The organism is Aeromonas crassostreae, assembly GCF_054052445.1.
Genome location: NZ_JBSTYM010000008.1, coordinates 97,343 through 112,820, shown reverse-complemented (window position 1 = coordinate 112,820; position 15,478 = coordinate 97,343). Strand labels below are relative to the sequence as shown.

The window sequence follows — 15,478 nt, the reverse complement described above, 5'->3', positions numbered from 1 at the left end:
CTACTTTGACACCTCGATCGCGGGACCCCGAGACGCCCCCCGTCGGCCACGGCGCCGCCACCAGACGAAGAGGCCATAGCCCAGGGTCAGCAGCAGGGCATAGATCCCCTCGGCCGCCAGGGCCACCATGATCCCCAGACAGAGCAGGGTACTCACCCCCGCCAGCCACTTGCAGCCCCCCGTCAGCAGGCGCCAGCCCGCCGCCATGCAGAGCAGATAGACCAGCACGAAGTTGCCGTTGGCATAGCGGATCAGGGTATCCAGGGGCAGGGTCCAGTAGAGGATCAGGGTGATGGAGAGGACGCAGACGGCGATCACCCAGCCGAGGGCCCGCACCGGCGCCCCCCGGGCCGACAGAGTGGCCAGGGAGGCGGGCAGCTTGCCCTCGCGAGCCATGCTCCAGATGAGCCGCGCAAAGCCTTGCAGATAGATGTTGATGCTGGCGAAGCAGGAGAGGTAACCCAGGATGGCCACCAGCCACTTGGCGGTGGGGCCGAACAACAGGGAGAGCAGGGTCGGGATGGCGGTGGCATTGGTCGCCTCGTCCCCGTAGAGACCGTATTTCAGCACCACCAGGGAGTGAACCCAGTAGATGAGCCCGGCCAGCAAGACGCCGCCGAGCAGGGCCAGGGGGTAGTCCCGCTCCGGGTTTTTGAACTCCTCCCCCATGTGGGCGAAGGCCTCCAGGCCGACGAAGCACCAGAACATCACCGCCAGGGCCGTGGCCATGGCGGGCCACTCTCCCGGGGTGGGCAGGGGCATCGCCGCATCCTGCCAGCGGATCTCCCCCTTGATGGCGATGAGCAGGGTCAGCCCCACAATGGCCAGGGCGATCAGCAGTTGCAGGTTGCCCGAGGAGCGCGCCCCCCTCAGCCCCAGCAGGAAGACACCGAGCAGGGTCAGCAGCTGGATGGCCCACAGGGTCAGCTCGCCGAGCTCGAACAGGGCGTGCCAGAATCCCGCCGCTATGGTGAGGGCGGCGGGCAGTCCCACCGGCAGCACCGCCAGAAAGAGGAACGCCGAGTAGCGCTCGGCCCCTTCCCCGAACGCCTTGCCGATGAGATGAGGCGCCCCCCCCGCGTGAGGATAACGACGCCCCAGCCTGGCGAAGGTGAAGGCGATGGGCAGCACCAGCACGATGAGCAGCCCCCAGGCCCAGAGGGAGGCGTCCCCTGCCAGGGAGGCGGCGGCGGCCGGCACCACGAATATTCCGGTGCCCAGCAGGGAGGTCGCCAGCAATCCCATCCCCTGCCACAGACCCAAATCTTTCTTTAAACTCGACATAATCCCTTGTCCGATGTGAGAATCGCCCACCATGTTAGGCCAAATCGGCGCGGCTGATAAGCCATCAAGCCGCCCCTTGGCGACGGCGAAGTGACGGTTGTCGCCGCCATTTCGTCGGCAGCGGATCGGGCGCACCCAACAGAGGCAACAAAGAGGCAAGGTGGACAGATACGACGAGAAGATGGTGGCCCTGCTGCAGCAGGATGGCCGCCTCAGCATCAGCAAGCTGGCCGAGGCGGTGGCCCTGTCCCGCTCGGCGGTGAGCGAGCGGCTCAAACGCCTGGAAGAGCGGGGCATCATCCTGGGTTATCGCGCCGTGCTGGCCGAGCCAGAGGGACAGATCAGCGCCTTCTTCGAACTCTGCTTTCGCACGCCCCGCTGCGAACAGTACGGCGCCCTCATCGGCCAGATCCCCGAGGTGCGCCTGTGCTACAGCATCAGCGGCGATACCGACATGCTGGTGCAGGTGAGGGTGGCCGGCATGGCGCGGCTCGAAGCCATCCGCCAGCAGCTGGAGGCCCTGCCCCAGCTCACCATGATCAAGACCCACACCATCCTCAGTGAGCTAGTGGATCGTACCCGCTAAGCCCGGCTCGCCATGGTCAATACCCACTCCCTTGTGAGCGAGCGGGTGGATCGTCCCCGCTAAGCCAACCCCCGTAGCCTAAGCGAGCGGGTGGAGCGTACCCACCAACCCCGGATCCCGCAGTCAGACTCCCCATATGCACAAAGCCGCCCGAAGGCGGCGTTGTGCTATCCGAGCCGACGCTCAGAACAGCAGGGAGTAGAGGATCCCCGTCATGGCCAGCCCCCCTATCAGGGTGACGAACAGGTTGCTCGGCTGACCGGCAAACCTGGCCATGGCGGGCACCTTGCGGATGGCGTACATGGGCATCAGGAACAGCAGCATGGCGATGATGGGGCCGCCCAAGGATTCAATCATGCCCAGAATGCTGGGGTTGAGGGTGGCCACGGCCCAGGTGGTCAGGATCATGAACAGGGCGGTGATGCGATCGAGCTGGGCCACGTCCAGTCGCTTGCCGCGCTCGCGCAGGGTCTTGACCATCAGGCCGTTGAACCCCTCCTTCGCCCCCAGATAGTGACCGAGGAAGGACTTGCTGATGGCGACCATGGCAATCAGCGGCGCCAGGGTGGCGATCACCGGGTTGTCGAAGTGATTCGCCAGGTAGGAGAGGATGGAGAGGTTCTGCGCCTTGGCCGCCAGCAAGTCGGCGGGGGAGAGAGCCAGCACGCAGCTGAACACGAAGAAGAGCACGCTGACCACCATCATGATGTGGCTGCCGAGCAGGATGCGGTTGCACTTGCCATCCGCCCGCTCCCCGTAGCGCCGCTTGTTGTCCACCGCGAAGGAGGAGATGATGGGGGAGTGGTTGAAGGAGAACACCATCACCGGGATCGCCAGCCAGAGCGTCTTGATGAAGTCACCGCCAAAGGCCTCGGCCAGGGGCGGCGCCTCGCTGATGATGGCGCCGTTCCAGTGGGGCACCAGATAGAGGGCCAGCCCCATCAGGGCGATGACGAAGGGGAAGACCAGCACGCTCATCGCCTTGACGATGAAGTGGCCACCCAGGCGCACCACGGCCATCAGGGCGAGGATCAGCCCCAGGGCCAGCAGGGCCCGCGGCGGCGGTGTCATGCCCAGCTGGTGCACCATCAGGCTCTCCACCGTGTTGGTGATGGCCACCGCATACATCAGCAAAATAGGGTAGATGGCGAAGAAGTAGAGCAGGGTGATGAGCTTGCCCGCCGCCTTGCCGAAATGCTCCTCGACCACCTCTGTGATGTCCCCCTCCCGGGTCGAGCCGGAGAGGACGAAGCGGTTGAGGCCACGGTGGGCGAAGAAGGTGAGCGGCAGGGCCAGCACTGTCATGGCCAGCAGTGGCCAGAGACCGCCCACACCGGCATTGATGGGCAGAAACAGGGTGCCGGCACCGATGGCGGTGCCATAGAGTCCCAGCATCCACACCAGATCGGCCCTGCTCATGCTGCTGGTGCGCGCCCCCTGACGTGGCAGGCCGGCCTCTACTGCAATATTCATCTCGGACATGGGTCTTTCCTGTAGTTTGACAATCGAAATCTGGCACACGGCATACGCCACCTCGTTCCGACTCCCTGGAACCCTGTCTCCCTCCTGGATCCTGCCCGCATCCCGGGCCTGTCGCGGCAACATGCTGGCAACGGCGGGGGCATGCAGAAGGGTCAGCGCTCATCGGCCGCCCGGGTCATTCACATCCCGTTAACCCCTGCCATGTCTATGGGGTCACTGTAAATTAAACACCCGGCCAAACAATAGGTAAATTTTAAAGATTCAACAAAAGTTTGACCCAAATCGTATTTCCGGCGCCCTAGTTCACACTCTTGCCCCAAGGTTGTAAACCCGGGGTAAACCGAAGGCCGCCCCGGCGGCCATGGCCGCCGGGCGTTAACAAGGTGTTTGCATGCTCGGGTTGGTGCGCCCGATTGTGCGCCGCCCTGCCCTGGCGTACCCTGTTCTCCCCATTTTTCGCTGGATCAACATGGCCATCACCCGCACCGATCTCGCCGAGCTGGCGGTGTTTGCCGCCGTCGCCCGCCACCAGAGTTTCAGCAAGGCCGCCCTCGAACTCGGGGTCTCGGCCTCCGCCCTCAGCCACAGCCTCAAGGGGCTGGAGACCCGGTTGGGGATACGCCTGCTCAACCGCAGCACCCGGGCCGTGGTGCCCACCGAGGCGGGTCAACGGCTGCTCGAGGGGTTGCTGCCCACCCTCACCACCCTGGAGGAGGCCCTGGCGGAGCTGACCCGTCACGGCGACGAACCTGTGGGGCGCCTCAAGATCAGTGCCCCCCGCAGCGCCATCGACGAGCTGCTGACCCCTGTGCTCATCGACTATCTGGCGCGCTATCCGCGCATGCAGGTGGAGGTGGTGGAGCAGGAGCAGATGCCGCGCCTCATCGAGGATGGTTATGACGCCGCCATCTTCTATGGCGACCTGCTGCCCAAGGAGATGATCGCCGTGCCCATAGGGCCGCCCCAGCGCTACCTGGTGGTGGGCTCCCCCGCCTATCTGGCCGAGCACGGCACGCCGCAACACCCCAGGGATCTGGCGCGCCATGCCTGCATCGGCTACCGGCTGACCCCCTCCCACCACTACCGCTGGGCCTTTGCCGGGGCGGAGGGAAGCCTGCTGGAGATAGAGGTGAGCGGGCCGCTGACCACCAGCTCCCCCGCCCTCTATCTGGGGGCGGCCGAGGCGGGTCTGGGGCTGGCCTACTGTCTGGAGGAGGAGGTGAGCGCCTCCCTGACGGCGGGTCGGCTGCTGGCCGTGCTGACCCCCTGGAGCCCCACCTTCGCCGGTTTCCACCTCTTCTATCCCAGCCGCCATCAGCTGAGCAGGGGGCTGCGCGCCCTGATCGACCTGCTCAAGGCCCGTCAGGCGGCCAATTACTGAGATTTACTCAGCAATTCATTAAATAAAAACCGGATTATCAAAGAAAAGCGATCAATCTAGACTGTCTGTTCGATGATTGCCGCGAGAGCATCCCTATGTCCGCCCATGTCCGCCTGCGTCAACGGGCCATGACCCGCCGTTTCTGGCGCCATGCCCTCCCCTCCATCATGGCCATGCTGGTCTCCGGGGCCTACTACCTGATCGATGGCATCTTCGTCGGCCACTACGTGGGGGCCTCGGGTCTGGCCGGGATCAACCTGGTCTATCCGGTCATCATGGTGCTGATCGGCCTCGCCGCCATGGTCAGCATGGGCACGGCCACCGCCATCTCCTTCCAGCAAGGGGCCAGGCAGCCGGGATTGGCCCGCCAGGCCCTGGTCAACGGACTCTGGCTGCTGGGATTGCTGGGTACGGTGGCGCCGCTGTTGCTGCACCACTGGCACACCGAGATCCTGCTGGCGCTGGGTATCCAGCAGGGCAGCGACACCTGGCGCCAGGCCAGCGACTACCTCGGCTGGATTGGCGGCGGCACCCTGCTGCTGGCCAGCAACCTGGCGGTGCCCTATCTGCTGCGCAACGACAGCCGCCCCCGCCTCGCCATGGTGCTGGTGAGCGCCGGCGCCCTCCTCAACATCCTTCTCAACTACATCATGATCGGGCGCCTGGGGCTGGGGCTGGTGGGCACGGCCCAGGCTACCCTCATCTCGGAAGGGGTGGTGAGCCTGCTGGGACTGGGCTACTTCTTCACCCGCCACGCCAGGCTGCGCCTTGGCTGGCAGCTGCTCCTGCCCAGAGTGCGACTCATGCCCGGGCTGCTGTTCAGCGGCCTGCCGAGCCTCATTGCCCAGTTCAACCTGGGGATGCTGCTGCTGCTGCACAACCTCCAGCTGATGGTGTACGGCTCGGTCAAGGATCTGGCGGGCTTTACCGTGGCCGGTTACACCGAGGCGGTGTTCATCGTGATCCTGCAGGGGCTGGCGTTTGGCATCCAGCCCCTCATCAGCCAGGCGGCGGGGGCCGGGCGCCATCGGGATCTCAGCTTCCTGATGGCCATGGGGCTCAAAGTGGCGCTGCTCTACGGGATGGCGGTCTGGCTGCTGGTCCAGCTGCTGCCGCAACCTGTGGCCATGCTCTACACCGGCAGCCAGGATGACGAGCTGCTCGCCGCCGCCGTTCGCAGCCTGACCCTGAACCTAGGAGCCATTCCCCTGGAGGGGATCATCATGTTTGGCATAGTGCTGCTGCAATCCATGACCCGCACCCGCCAGGCCCTGCTCATCTCGGTGGCCAAGACGCTGCTGCTGCTGCCCCTCATCTTCTGGCTGCCGCTCTGGTGGGGCCGGGACGGCGTGCTGCTGGCCCAGCCCGCGACCGTGCTGCTGCTGACCCCGCCGCTGTGCTGGCTGCTGTGGCGCGAATGGCGGGCCCTGAGCCCAGAAGTGGCTCATCGCTCCGCCCTCTCCCGCTGGCGCAGGGAGGCGAGCGCCCCCTGATCCTCGTCACCCTGCGCCGCCCATAAAAAAAGTCCCCGCATGCGGGGACTCTTCATTGGCGGCGAGGGCTTAGCAGTAGCCGTAGCCCAGCAGGCGCTGGTAGCGCTGCTCCAGCAGTTGCTCGCTGTCCAGGGGGCGCAGGGCGTCCAGATCCTGCTTGATGCGGGCCTTGAGGCGCTCGGCCATCAGGGGCACATCGCGGTGAGCGCCGCCGAGGGGCTCCTCGACGATGCTGTCGATGAGTTTGAGCTCCTTCAGGCGCTGGGCGGTGATGCCCATGGCATCGGCAGCCACCGGCGCCTTGTCGGCGCTCTTCCACAGGATGGAGGCGCACCCTTCCGGCGAGATGACGGAGTAGGTGGAGTACTGCAGCATGTTGACCCGATCGCCGACGCCGATGGCGAGCGCGCCGCCGGAGCCGCCTTCACCGATCACGGTGCAGACCACGGGCACGGTCAGACCGGCCATGACTTTCAGGTTGCGGGCGATGGCCTCGGACTGGCCGCGCTCCTCGGCTCCCACGCCGGGGTAGGCACCCGGGGTGTCGATGAAGGTGATGATCGGCATCTTGAAGCGCTCGGCCATCTCCATCAGGCGCAAGGCCTTGCGGTACCCTTCCGGGCGCGGCATGCCGAAGTTGCGCTTGATCTTCTCCTTGGTCTCGCGACCCTTCTGGTGACCGATGATCATCACGGGCTCGCCGTCCAGACGGGCGATGCCGCCGACGATGGCCTTGTCATCGGCGTAGGCGCGATCGCCGGCCAGTTCGTCGAAGTCGGTGAAGATCTGCTCGATGTAGTCGAAGGTGTAGGGACGCTGAGGATGACGCGCCATCTGGGACACCTGCCAGGCACCCAGATCGCCGAAGATCTTCTTGGTCAGCTCTTCGTTTTTCTTCTCCAGCCGACGAATGTCCTCATTGAGATCGACGGCACTGTTGTGCTCACTCACATGGCGGAGTTCATCGATCTGCGCCTGCAACTCGGCAATCGGCTGTTCAAAATCCAGAAAAAGACTCATAGGGCCTATAGATCCTCTAATCAAAAACCAATTCCACCCGCTCTCGTCCCAGCAGGACGCGCAAGTCATCTATCAGTTGATCGGTGGGCGTCACCCGCCACTCGGTACCAAGGGTCAGTCGCACCCGGGAGCCGGGGCGCCGATAGTGTACCTGAACCGGACAGACTCCGGCACGGGCGGGTTCCAAAATCTCGTTAAAACGCTGAAAAAAGCGTTCATCTATCCGTTGTTCGTCGAGGAAAATGCGGATCGCTCTGGCGAATCGTTCCCTCGCATCGTTGATATCCAGTACTTCACGGGCCGACATTTTAAGGCCACCGGAGAAGTCATCAAAGCTGACCTGTCCAGAAACCACCAAAATACGGTCTTTTTGCATCAATTCTTCGTACTTTTCCAGCGCTTCGCTGAACAGGGTCACGTCCAGACGCCCGGATCTGTCGTCCAGGGTGAAGATCCCCATCTTGTTGCCGCGCTTGGTCACCATGCTGCGGGCCGCGATCACCAGCCCGGCCGCCGTGGTGACCGTATCGCGGGAGGTGGGGTGCAGGTCGCACAGCCGCCCCGAGGTGTAGCGCCGCAACTCGCCGCTGTACTGGTTGATGGGGTGGCCGGTGAGATAGAGGCCGAGGGTCTCGCGCTCCCCCTCCAGCCAGACCTTGTCGGGCCAGTGGGGCACGTTGGCGAACGCCTTCTTGACGTCGTCTATCTCCTGGGTCAGCACCCCGAACATGTCCACCTGGCCGAACGCCTGGGCCTTGGCATGCTGCTCGGCGGCGCGCATGGCTTCTTCCAGGGTCGCCATCAGGGCGGCGCGGTGGGGGCCGAGCCGGTCCATGGCGCCGGAGTAGATGAGTTTCTCCATCACCCGCTTGTTGATCTTCTTGATGTCGACCCGGTTGCAGAAGTCGAACAGATCCCGGAAGGGGCCGTCCTGATCCCGGGCGCTGAGGATGGCGTCGATGGGGCCTTCCCCCACCCCCTTCACCGCGCCTATGCCGTAGACGATGTGGCCGTCCTCGTTGACGCTGAAGCGGTAGCGACCTGTGTTCACGTCCGGCGGGATCACGGTCAGCCCCATGCGCTGACACTCGTCCACCAGGGTCACTATCTTGTCGGTGTTGTCCATGTCGGCGGTCATCACCGCCGCCATGAACTCGGCCGGAAAGTGGGTCTTGAGCCAGAGGGTCTGGTAGGAGACCAGGGCGTAGGCGGCGGAGTGGGACTTGTTGAAGCCGTAACCGGCGAATTTCTCCACCAGATCGAAGATCTTCATCGCCAGCTCGCCGTCGACGCCGTTCTTGACCGCCCCCTCCTCGAAGCCGGCCCGCTGCTTGGCCATCTCCTCGGGTTTCTTCTTGCCCATGGCCCGGCGCAGCATGTCCGCCCCACCCAGGGTGTAGCCCGCCAGGGTCTGGGCTATCTGCATCACCTGCTCCTGATAGAGGATGATGCCGTAGGTGGGCTCGAGTATGGGTTTGAGGCTCTCGTGCTGCCACTTCTCGTCCGGGTAGGAGATGGCTTCTTTACCGTGCTTTCGCTCGATGAAGTTGTCCACCATGCCGGACTGGAGCGGGCCCGGACGAAACAGGGCCACCAGGGCGATCATGTCTTCGAAGCAGTCGGGCTGCAGCCGCTTGATGAGATCCTTCATGCCGCGGGATTCGAGCTGGAAGACCGCCGTGGTCTCGAAGCGCTGCAACAGATCGAACGACTTCTTGTCGTCGATGGGAATGGCGGCGATGTCGACCGGTGGCTTGCCCTCCTTGGCAAGGCGCGGGTTTATCATGCCCAGCGCCCAATCGATGATGGTCAGCGTTCGCAGCCCCAGGAAGTCGAACTTGACCAGGCCCGCGTACTCCACGTCGTTCTTGTCAAACTGGGTGACCGGGTGCTGGCCCTCGCTGTCGCAATAGAGGGGCGCAAAATCGGTGATCTTGGTGGGGGCGATCACCACGCCACCGGCGTGCTTGCCGGCGTTGCGGGTGATCCCCTCCAGCCGGCGCGCCATGTCGATGAGGTCTTTGACCTCCTCGTCCTGCTCGTAGAGTTCCGGCAGCTTGGGCTCGGCCTCGAACGCCTTGGCCAGCGTCATGCCCGGATCCGGCGGAATGAGCTTGGAGATGCGATCCACGAAGCCGTAGGGGTGACCCAGCACCCGGCCGACGTCCCGCACCACCGCCTTGGCCGCCATGCTGCCGAAGGTGATGATCTGGGACACCGCATCCCGGCCATACATGTCGGCCACGTGGTCGATCACCTCGTCGCGCCTGTCCATGCAGAAATCGACGTCGAAGTCGGGCATGGAGACCCGCTCCGGGTTGAGGAAGCGTTCGAACAGGAGATCAAACTCCAGCGGATCCAGATCGGTGATCTTGAGGGCGTAGGCCACCAGGGAGCCCGCCCCCGAGCCCCGACCCGGGCCCACCGGAATGCCGTTGTCCTTGGACCACTGGATAAACTCCATCACGATGAGGAAGTAACCCGGGAAGCCCATCTGGTTGATCACCTTGAGCTCGATGTCGAGGCGCTCGTCGTACTCGCCGCGCTTGGTGGCGCGCACCTCTGGGTCCGGGAACAGGAAGGCGAGCCGATCCTCCAGCCCCTCCTTGGACTTCATCACCAGGAACTCTTCGGTGGTCATGTCGCCGGTGGGGAAGTTGGGCAGGAAGTATTCGCCCAGGCGCACCGTCACGTTGCAGCGCTTGGCGATCTCCACCGTGTTCGCCAACGCCTCCGGGATGTCGGCGAACAGCTCGGCCATCTCGGCCTGGCTGCGCAGATACTGCTTGGGGCTGTAGTTGCGCGGCCGGCGCTTGTCCGCCAGGGTGTAGCCGTCGTGGATGGCGACCCGGATCTCGTGGGCATCGAAGTCTTCGGCCTCGAGGAAGACCACCTCGTTGGTGGCCACCACCGGCAGGTCGAACTCGGTGGCAATCGCCACCGCCATGTGCAGGTAGACCTCCTCATCCGGGCGCTCGGTGCGCAGCAGCTCCAGGTAATAGGCATCGGGGAAATGGGTCTGGTAGAAGGCGAGACAGCTCTCCGTCATCTGCCGGTTGCCCTTGAGCAGGAACTTGCCCACGTCCCCCTCGCGCCCGCCGGACAGCACTATCACCCCCTTGGCGTGCTCGCCAAGCCAGGCCTTGTCGATGACGGGCTTGTCCTGGACATGACCGCGCTGATAGGCCCGGGAGATGAGCAGGGTGATGTTCTGGTAGCCCTCGTTGTCCATGGCCAGCAGGGTGAGGCGAAACAGCTCGTCGCCGAGATCGCTGCTCTGCACCCAGAAGTCGGCCCCGACGATGGGCTTGATCCCCTTGCCGTGGGCCGTGCCGTAGAAGCGCACCAGGCCGCACATGTTGACCTGATCGGTCAGGGCCAGGGCACCCTGGCCATCGGCGGCGGCGGCGGCCACGATGGGGCCTATCTTCTGCAGTCCGTCGACCATGGAGAAATCGGAATGCACGCGCAGATGGATAAAGCTAGGCTCGGCCATGGTCACCTCTTGGGTTGGCTGAAGAGAGAGTCAATTGCATCATGAGTGAGGGGCCGGCTCACTCCTGCCCGAGCGCCCGGCGCACCGGCTTGAAGCTCTGCCGATACTCGGGCAGGGGGCCGCGTTCGGCCAAGATGGCGAGGTGCTCCGCGGTCGGGTAGCCCTTGTGACGGGCGAAACCGTACTCGGGATGGCGGCCATCCAGCTCTGTCATCTCGGCGTCCCGGGTCACCTTGGCCAGGATCGAGGCGGCGCTGATGGCGGCCACCAGGCTGTCCCCCTTGACCACGGCGCGGGCCTCCATCGGCAGAGCCGGGCAGCGGTTGCCGTCGATGAACACCAGCTCCGGCGTCACCGCCAGCCCCACCACGGCGCGCTGCATCGCCAGCATGGTGGCGTGCAGTATGTTGAGTTCGTCGATCTCCGCCGGGCTGGCGCGGCCGATGGCCCAGGCCAGCGCCTTTTCCTTGATCTCGCCGTACAGGGCGAGCCGCTTCTTCTCGGAGAGCTTCTTGGAATCGGCGAGGCCGAGGATGGGATTGGCGGGATCCAGGATCACTGCGGCGGTGACCACGTCCCCCACCAGGGGGCCGCGACCCACCTCGTCCACCCCTGCAATCAGCTTGTCTTCGGGAATATCGATCGTCATCTCATAGCCTTGAATCAAAACCGGCCCCGCAGGGCCAGTATCAGCACAACATCACGCCTGACACACAGGCAGACCCCACTAGCGTTCCAGCAGCGCGGCGACCGCTTCCGCTGCCTGCACATCGGCATTGCAGCGGATCTTCTCGTGCAACCGGGTGAAGGTGGCGATGAGCTCGCTATTGTCATGGTCCAGCAGCTTGCACACCTCCTCCACCAGGTTCTCCGGGGTGCATTCGTGCTGGATGAGCTCGGGCACCAGCATCTTGTCCGCCAGCAGGTTCGGCAGGGAGACATACTCCGTCTTCACCAACCACTGGGCCAGCAGGTAGCTGAAGGGTTTGAGCTTGTAACCCACCACCATGGGCTTTTTCACCAGCATGGCTTCCAGCGCCGCGGTGCCGGAGGCGAGCATCACCACGTCGGCGGCGATCATGGCCTCCCGGCCCTGGCCATCCAGCAGCACCATGTCGAGATCCGGCGCCACCTCGGCCTTGATGGCGAGAAACTGCTCACGCCGCTTCTGGTTGACCAGAGGCACGATGAAGCCGAGATCCGGGTTGTGCACCGTCAGGTGCTTGCACGCCTCGAGGAAGACCGGCGCCATGAAGCCCACTTCCGCCGTGCGGCTGCCCGGCAGCACCGCCAGCCAGCGACGAGACGCATCCAGCCCCAGCTCGGCGCGCACCGCCCCCTGATCCGGCACCAGGGGAATGTCGTCCGCCATGGTGTGGCCGACGAAGCGACAGGGGGCGTCGAAGCGGTCGTAGAAGGCTTTCTCGAACGGCAGGAAGGCGAGCACCATGTCGGTGGCCGCCTTGATCTTGTGAATGCGGCCCTGACGCCAGGCCCAGACCGAGGGGCTGACATAGTGGACCGTCTTGATACCGGCGCGGCGCAGTTTCAGCTCCACCCCGATGTTGAAATCCGGTGCATCCACCCCGACGAAGATATCGGGCGGATTGGCGATGAAGTGGCGCAGCAGCTCGCGGCGCACCTGGAGGATGCGCGGCAGTCGGCCCAGCACCTCGCTGATCCCCATGACGGAGAGCTCTTCCATCTCGAACAGGGCCTTGACCCCGAGCGCCTGCATGCGCGGCCCGGCAATCCCTTCGAACTGCGCGTCCGGGTAGCGGGCCTTGAGCTCGCGCACCAGGCCGGCGGCCAGGATGTCGCCGGAGGTCTCTCCGGCAACGATGCCGATGCGCATGGGATCAGGCACGGATGATGCCACGCTCGTTGTCCTTGAGGAAATCCACATAGAGCTGGACGGCCGGCTCGGTGGCCGCCATCTCGCTCAGCACAGGCAGCACCTCTTCGATGGTCTTGCCGGAGCGGAAGATCTCCTTGTAGGCGCGCTTGACCGCGGAGATGGCCTCAGGACTATAGCCACGGCGACGCAGGCCTTCGGAGTTGACCCCGAACGGCTTGGCATAGTTGCCGGCAGCCATCACGTAGGGCGGCACGTCCTTGTTCAGGGCGGCGCAGCCACCGACGAAGGCGTGGGAGCCGACCCGACCGAACTGGTGAATGGCGGAGAGGCCGCCGAAGATGACGAAATCGCCGATCACCACGTGTCCCGCCAGGGTGGCGTTGTTGGCGAAGATGCAGTTGTCACCGATGATGCAGTCATGGGCCACGTGAACGTTGACCATGAAGAGGTTGCCGCTGCCCACCTTGGTCAGGCTCTGGTCCTGGGTGGTGCCACGGTGCACGGTGCAGTTCTCGCGAAACACGTTGTTGTCACCTATCTCGAGGAAGGTGCGCTCACCGGCGTATTTCTTGTCCTGGCAATCCTCACCGATGGAGGTGTGCTGGAAGAACTTGTTGCCACGGCCAATCCTGGTCGGGCCCTTGATCACCACATGGGATCCTACCCAGGTGTGGTCGCCGATCTCCACTTCGGCGCCAATGACGGTAAAGGGGCCGATTTCAACCCCTTTCCCGATCACGGCAGACTCATGGACGATGGCGCTATCGTGAATCATGGCTGTCGAATCGATCACTATTACACCTCGCGTTTGGCACACATCAGCTCGGCGGTACAGACCACCTCACCATCGACGGTGGCCACACCGGTAAACTTGGCGATGCCGCGGCGCTCCTTCAGGAAGACCACGTCCAGCACCAGCTGATCGCCAGGACCGACCGGACGCTTGAAGCGGGCGTTGTCGATGGAGGCGAAGTAGTAGAGCTCGTTGGGGGACGGCTTGCCCACCATGGTGAACGCCAGGATGCCGGTGGCCTGGGCCATGGCTTCCAGGATCAAGACCCCGGGGAACACCGGCTTGGCCGGGAAGTGTCCCTGAAAAATGGGTTCGTTGAACGAGACGTTCTTGATGGCGCGCAGCGTCTTGCGCTCATCGCTGATCTCGTAGTGCTCCACCTTGTCCACCATCAGGAACGGATAACGGTGCGGCAGCAGATCCATGATTTCCTGGATCCCCAGGCTTTTCTTTTCAGTAGTCAAAACAGTACCCTATCGTGATTATTCTTCTTCACCCAGTTTCTTCTCAAGCTTGCTTATCCGCTTGTGCATCTCGTCGATACGCATCACCCGGGCGGCGGTCTTGCGCCACTCTTTATTGGTTTGCAGGGGGATGCCGGAGGAGTAGACACCGGGCTCGGTAATGGGGCGCATCACCATGGCCATACCGGTCACGGTGGCCTGGTCGCAGATCTCCATATGCCCGTTGAAGACGGAAGCGCCGCCAATAATACAATACTTACCGACCTTGAGACTACCGGCCATCACGGTCGAACCCGCCACGGCGGTGCCGTAGCCGATCTCGACGTTGTGGGCGATCTGACACTGATTGTCGATGATGACGTTGTCGGCAATGCGGGTGTCTTCCAAGGCTCCCCTGTCAATGGTAGTACAGGCGCCTATTTCGACCCGATTGCCTATGGTGACACCGCCCAGCTGGGGGATCTTGATCCATTCGCCACGCTCGTTGGCGTAGCCAAAGCCATCGGCCCCGATGACGGTGCCGGCTTGCACCAGGCAGTCGGTGCCCAGGGTCACCTTGTGGTACAGGGTGACGTTGGCCCACAGACGGGAGCGGGCGCCCAGCCGGGTATCCTTGCCAACGAAACAGCCGGGGCCGATGCGCACATCGTCCCCCAGCACCACACCGGACTCGATGACCGCATTGGCACCGATGGCAACCCTCTCACCCAGCTGAACATCGGCGGCGATGACGGCGCTAGGATGGATATCCGTGGCCGGCTGCGGCGTGGTGTCCAGCAACTGGGCGACCCGGGCAAAGCCGACATAGGGATCCTTGAGCACCAGGGCGTTGGTGGGGCAAAACGGCAGATCCGCCTCTGTGATGAGCACGGCACTCGCCTTGCTCTGCGCCAGATAGTCGCGGTACTTCTTGTTGGACAGGAAGGTGATCTCCCCCTCCCCGGCCTTCTCTAGTGTCGCTACCTTGCGAATTTCCAGGTTTTCGTCCCCATGAACCTCGGCCCCCAGTTGCTGGGCCAGCTGTGCGAGAGTGAATACCATCAATTAATTGCTCTTGCTGACCTGGGAGATGACCTGGCCGGAGATGTCCAGCTTGCTGGCGGCGTAAGGGGCGGCATTGCGCTCCAGCACCAGATCGTAACCATTGCTCTTGGCGATGGAATCGATGGCGGCCTTGACCTTGGTCAGGATCTTGTTGCGCTCTTCCGCCTGACGACGGCCGTTATCCTGCTCGAACGCCTGACGCTTCTGGTTGAATTCCATCTGCAGCTTGGCCAGTTTCTCCTGGTTCTGCTTCTTCTGCTGGGCGCTCATGAAGGCTTCGTCCTTCTTGAACTTCTCGACCAGCGTCTGGCCTTCCTGCTCCAGCTTTTGCAGCTCGCGCATGCGCGGCTCGAACTCGCCCTTCAACTTCTGGGAGACGGCTTCACGCTGGGGCAGCTTCTGGAAGATTTCGCCCATGTCGACCACGGCAATCTTGGTGTCAGCCAGGGCGGAACCCATGCCGGCAGCCATCAGAGCAATACTCAGACCCGCGACTTTCAATGCTTTGTTCACACTAACTCCTTGTTCCCTCAAGGTGAGGGTAACGGATTACCTTGAATGACAAGCGGCACCCTGT

General features: G+C 63.7%; 13 protein-coding genes. 3 read left to right on the top strand and 10 right to left on the bottom strand.

The features are described from left to right. Positions 1–1,284, bottom strand: coding sequence for an L-methionine/branched-chain amino acid transporter (gene yjeH / locus ACW5W4_RS08560; RefSeq protein ID WP_456689080.1), 1,284 nt, complete (start codon positions 1,282–1,284; stop codon positions 1–3). Positions 1,285–1,444: 160 nt separating this feature from the next. On the opposite strand from yjeH, the gene ACW5W4_RS08555 reads away from it, so the two are divergent. Beyond that, the gene (locus ACW5W4_RS08555) at positions 1,445–1,870 is read left to right on the top strand and encodes an Lrp/AsnC family transcriptional regulator (RefSeq protein ID WP_041993430.1); all 426 of its coding nucleotides are present in this window, start codon (positions 1,445–1,447) and stop codon (positions 1,868–1,870) included. A gap of 183 nt (positions 1,871–2,053) precedes the next feature. Here the strand turns inward: ACW5W4_RS08555 and ACW5W4_RS08550 are convergent, their stop codons facing one another. Next, entirely contained in the window at positions 2,054–3,352 is a 1,299-nt protein-coding gene (locus ACW5W4_RS08550; RefSeq protein WP_456689079.1) for an HAAAP family serine/threonine permease, read from the bottom strand. Between the two features lie 469 nt (positions 3,353–3,821). Between ACW5W4_RS08550 and ACW5W4_RS08545 the strand changes: the two genes are divergently transcribed. Both ACW5W4_RS08545 and ACW5W4_RS08540 read left to right on the top strand, forming a co-directional pair. Next, positions 3,822–4,733, top strand: a complete 912-nt coding sequence (locus tag ACW5W4_RS08545) for a LysR substrate-binding domain-containing protein (RefSeq protein ID WP_456689078.1) — start codon at positions 3,822–3,824, stop codon at positions 4,731–4,733. A gap of 95 nt (positions 4,734–4,828) precedes the next feature. Further along, a complete protein-coding gene (locus tag ACW5W4_RS08540; protein WP_456689077.1) occupies positions 4,829–6,226 on the top strand; it encodes an MATE family efflux transporter in 1,398 nt (465 codons plus the stop codon). Positions 6,227–6,295: 69 nt separating this feature from the next. Here ACW5W4_RS08540 and accA read toward each other — a convergent pair whose 3' ends face one another. The 8 genes from accA to ACW5W4_RS08500 form a co-directional block, all read right to left on the bottom strand. Beyond that, entirely contained in the window at positions 6,296–7,246 is a 951-nt protein-coding gene (gene accA, locus ACW5W4_RS08535; protein ID WP_408792509.1) for an acetyl-CoA carboxylase carboxyl transferase subunit alpha, read from the bottom strand. Between the two features lie 16 nt (positions 7,247–7,262). Further along, a complete protein-coding gene (gene dnaE / locus ACW5W4_RS08530) occupies positions 7,263–10,742 on the bottom strand; it encodes a DNA polymerase III subunit alpha (RefSeq protein ID WP_456689076.1) in 3,480 nt (1,159 codons plus the stop codon). 58 nt (positions 10,743–10,800) lie between these two features. Beyond that, positions 10,801–11,391 carry a ribonuclease HII gene (gene rnhB / locus ACW5W4_RS08525; protein WP_456689075.1) on the bottom strand — a complete coding sequence of 197 codons (591 nt, stop codon included), beginning with the start codon at positions 11,389–11,391 and terminating at the stop codon, positions 10,801–10,803. A 78-nt stretch (positions 11,392–11,469) separates the two neighbouring features. After that, the gene (gene lpxB / locus ACW5W4_RS08520) at positions 11,470–12,609 is read right to left on the bottom strand and encodes a lipid-A-disaccharide synthase (RefSeq protein WP_456689117.1); all 1,140 of its coding nucleotides are present in this window, start codon (positions 12,607–12,609) and stop codon (positions 11,470–11,472) included. Continuing rightward, a complete protein-coding gene (gene lpxA, locus ACW5W4_RS08515) occupies positions 12,602–13,393 on the bottom strand; it encodes an acyl-ACP--UDP-N-acetylglucosamine O-acyltransferase (RefSeq protein ID WP_456689074.1) in 792 nt (263 codons plus the stop codon). The genes lpxB and lpxA overlap by 8 nt, the downstream gene beginning before the upstream one ends. Positions 13,394–13,395: 2 nt before the next feature. After that, positions 13,396–13,857 carry a 3-hydroxyacyl-ACP dehydratase FabZ gene (gene fabZ / locus ACW5W4_RS08510; protein ID WP_041993394.1) on the bottom strand — a complete coding sequence of 154 codons (462 nt, stop codon included), beginning with the start codon at positions 13,855–13,857 and terminating at the stop codon, positions 13,396–13,398. Between the two features lie 18 nt (positions 13,858–13,875). Beyond that, positions 13,876–14,898 carry a UDP-3-O-(3-hydroxymyristoyl)glucosamine N-acyltransferase gene (lpxD, locus tag ACW5W4_RS08505; protein ID WP_427260780.1) on the bottom strand — a complete coding sequence of 341 codons (1,023 nt, stop codon included), beginning with the start codon at positions 14,896–14,898 and terminating at the stop codon, positions 13,876–13,878. A gap of 3 nt (positions 14,899–14,901) precedes the next feature. Further along, positions 14,902–15,414 (bottom strand): OmpH family outer membrane protein, encoded by a 513-nt coding sequence (locus ACW5W4_RS08500; protein WP_427260699.1) that lies wholly within the window; start codon positions 15,412–15,414, stop codon positions 14,902–14,904. Between the last annotated feature and the right edge of the window lie 64 nt (positions 15,415–15,478).

What these genes read in the sequence shown, in the direction of transcription:
- yjeH (WP_456689080.1), bottom strand. Translation starts at nt 1,284, where the DNA reads ATGTCGAGTTTAAAGAAAGATTTGGGTCTGTGGCAGGGGATGGGATTG.
- ACW5W4_RS08550 (WP_456689079.1), bottom strand. Translation starts at nt 3,352, where the DNA reads ATGTCCGAGATGAATATTGCAGTAGAGGCCGGCCTGCCACGTCAGGGG.
- ACW5W4_RS08545 (WP_456689078.1), top strand. Translation starts at nt 3,822, where the DNA reads ATGGCCATCACCCGCACCGATCTCGCCGAGCTGGCGGTGTTTGCCGCC.
- ACW5W4_RS08540 (WP_456689077.1), top strand. Translation starts at nt 4,829, where the DNA reads ATGTCCGCCCATGTCCGCCTGCGTCAACGGGCCATGACCCGCCGTTTC.
- accA (WP_408792509.1), bottom strand. Translation starts at nt 7,246, where the DNA reads ATGAGTCTTTTTCTGGATTTTGAACAGCCGATTGCCGAGTTGCAGGCG.
- dnaE (WP_456689076.1), bottom strand. Translation starts at nt 10,742, where the DNA reads ATGGCCGAGCCTAGCTTTATCCATCTGCGCGTGCATTCCGATTTCTCC.
- rnhB (WP_456689075.1), bottom strand. Translation starts at nt 11,391, where the DNA reads ATGACGATCGATATTCCCGAAGACAAGCTGATTGCAGGGGTGGACGAG.
- lpxD (WP_427260780.1), bottom strand. Translation starts at nt 14,898, where the DNA reads ATGGTATTCACTCTCGCACAGCTGGCCCAGCAACTGGGGGCCGAGGTT.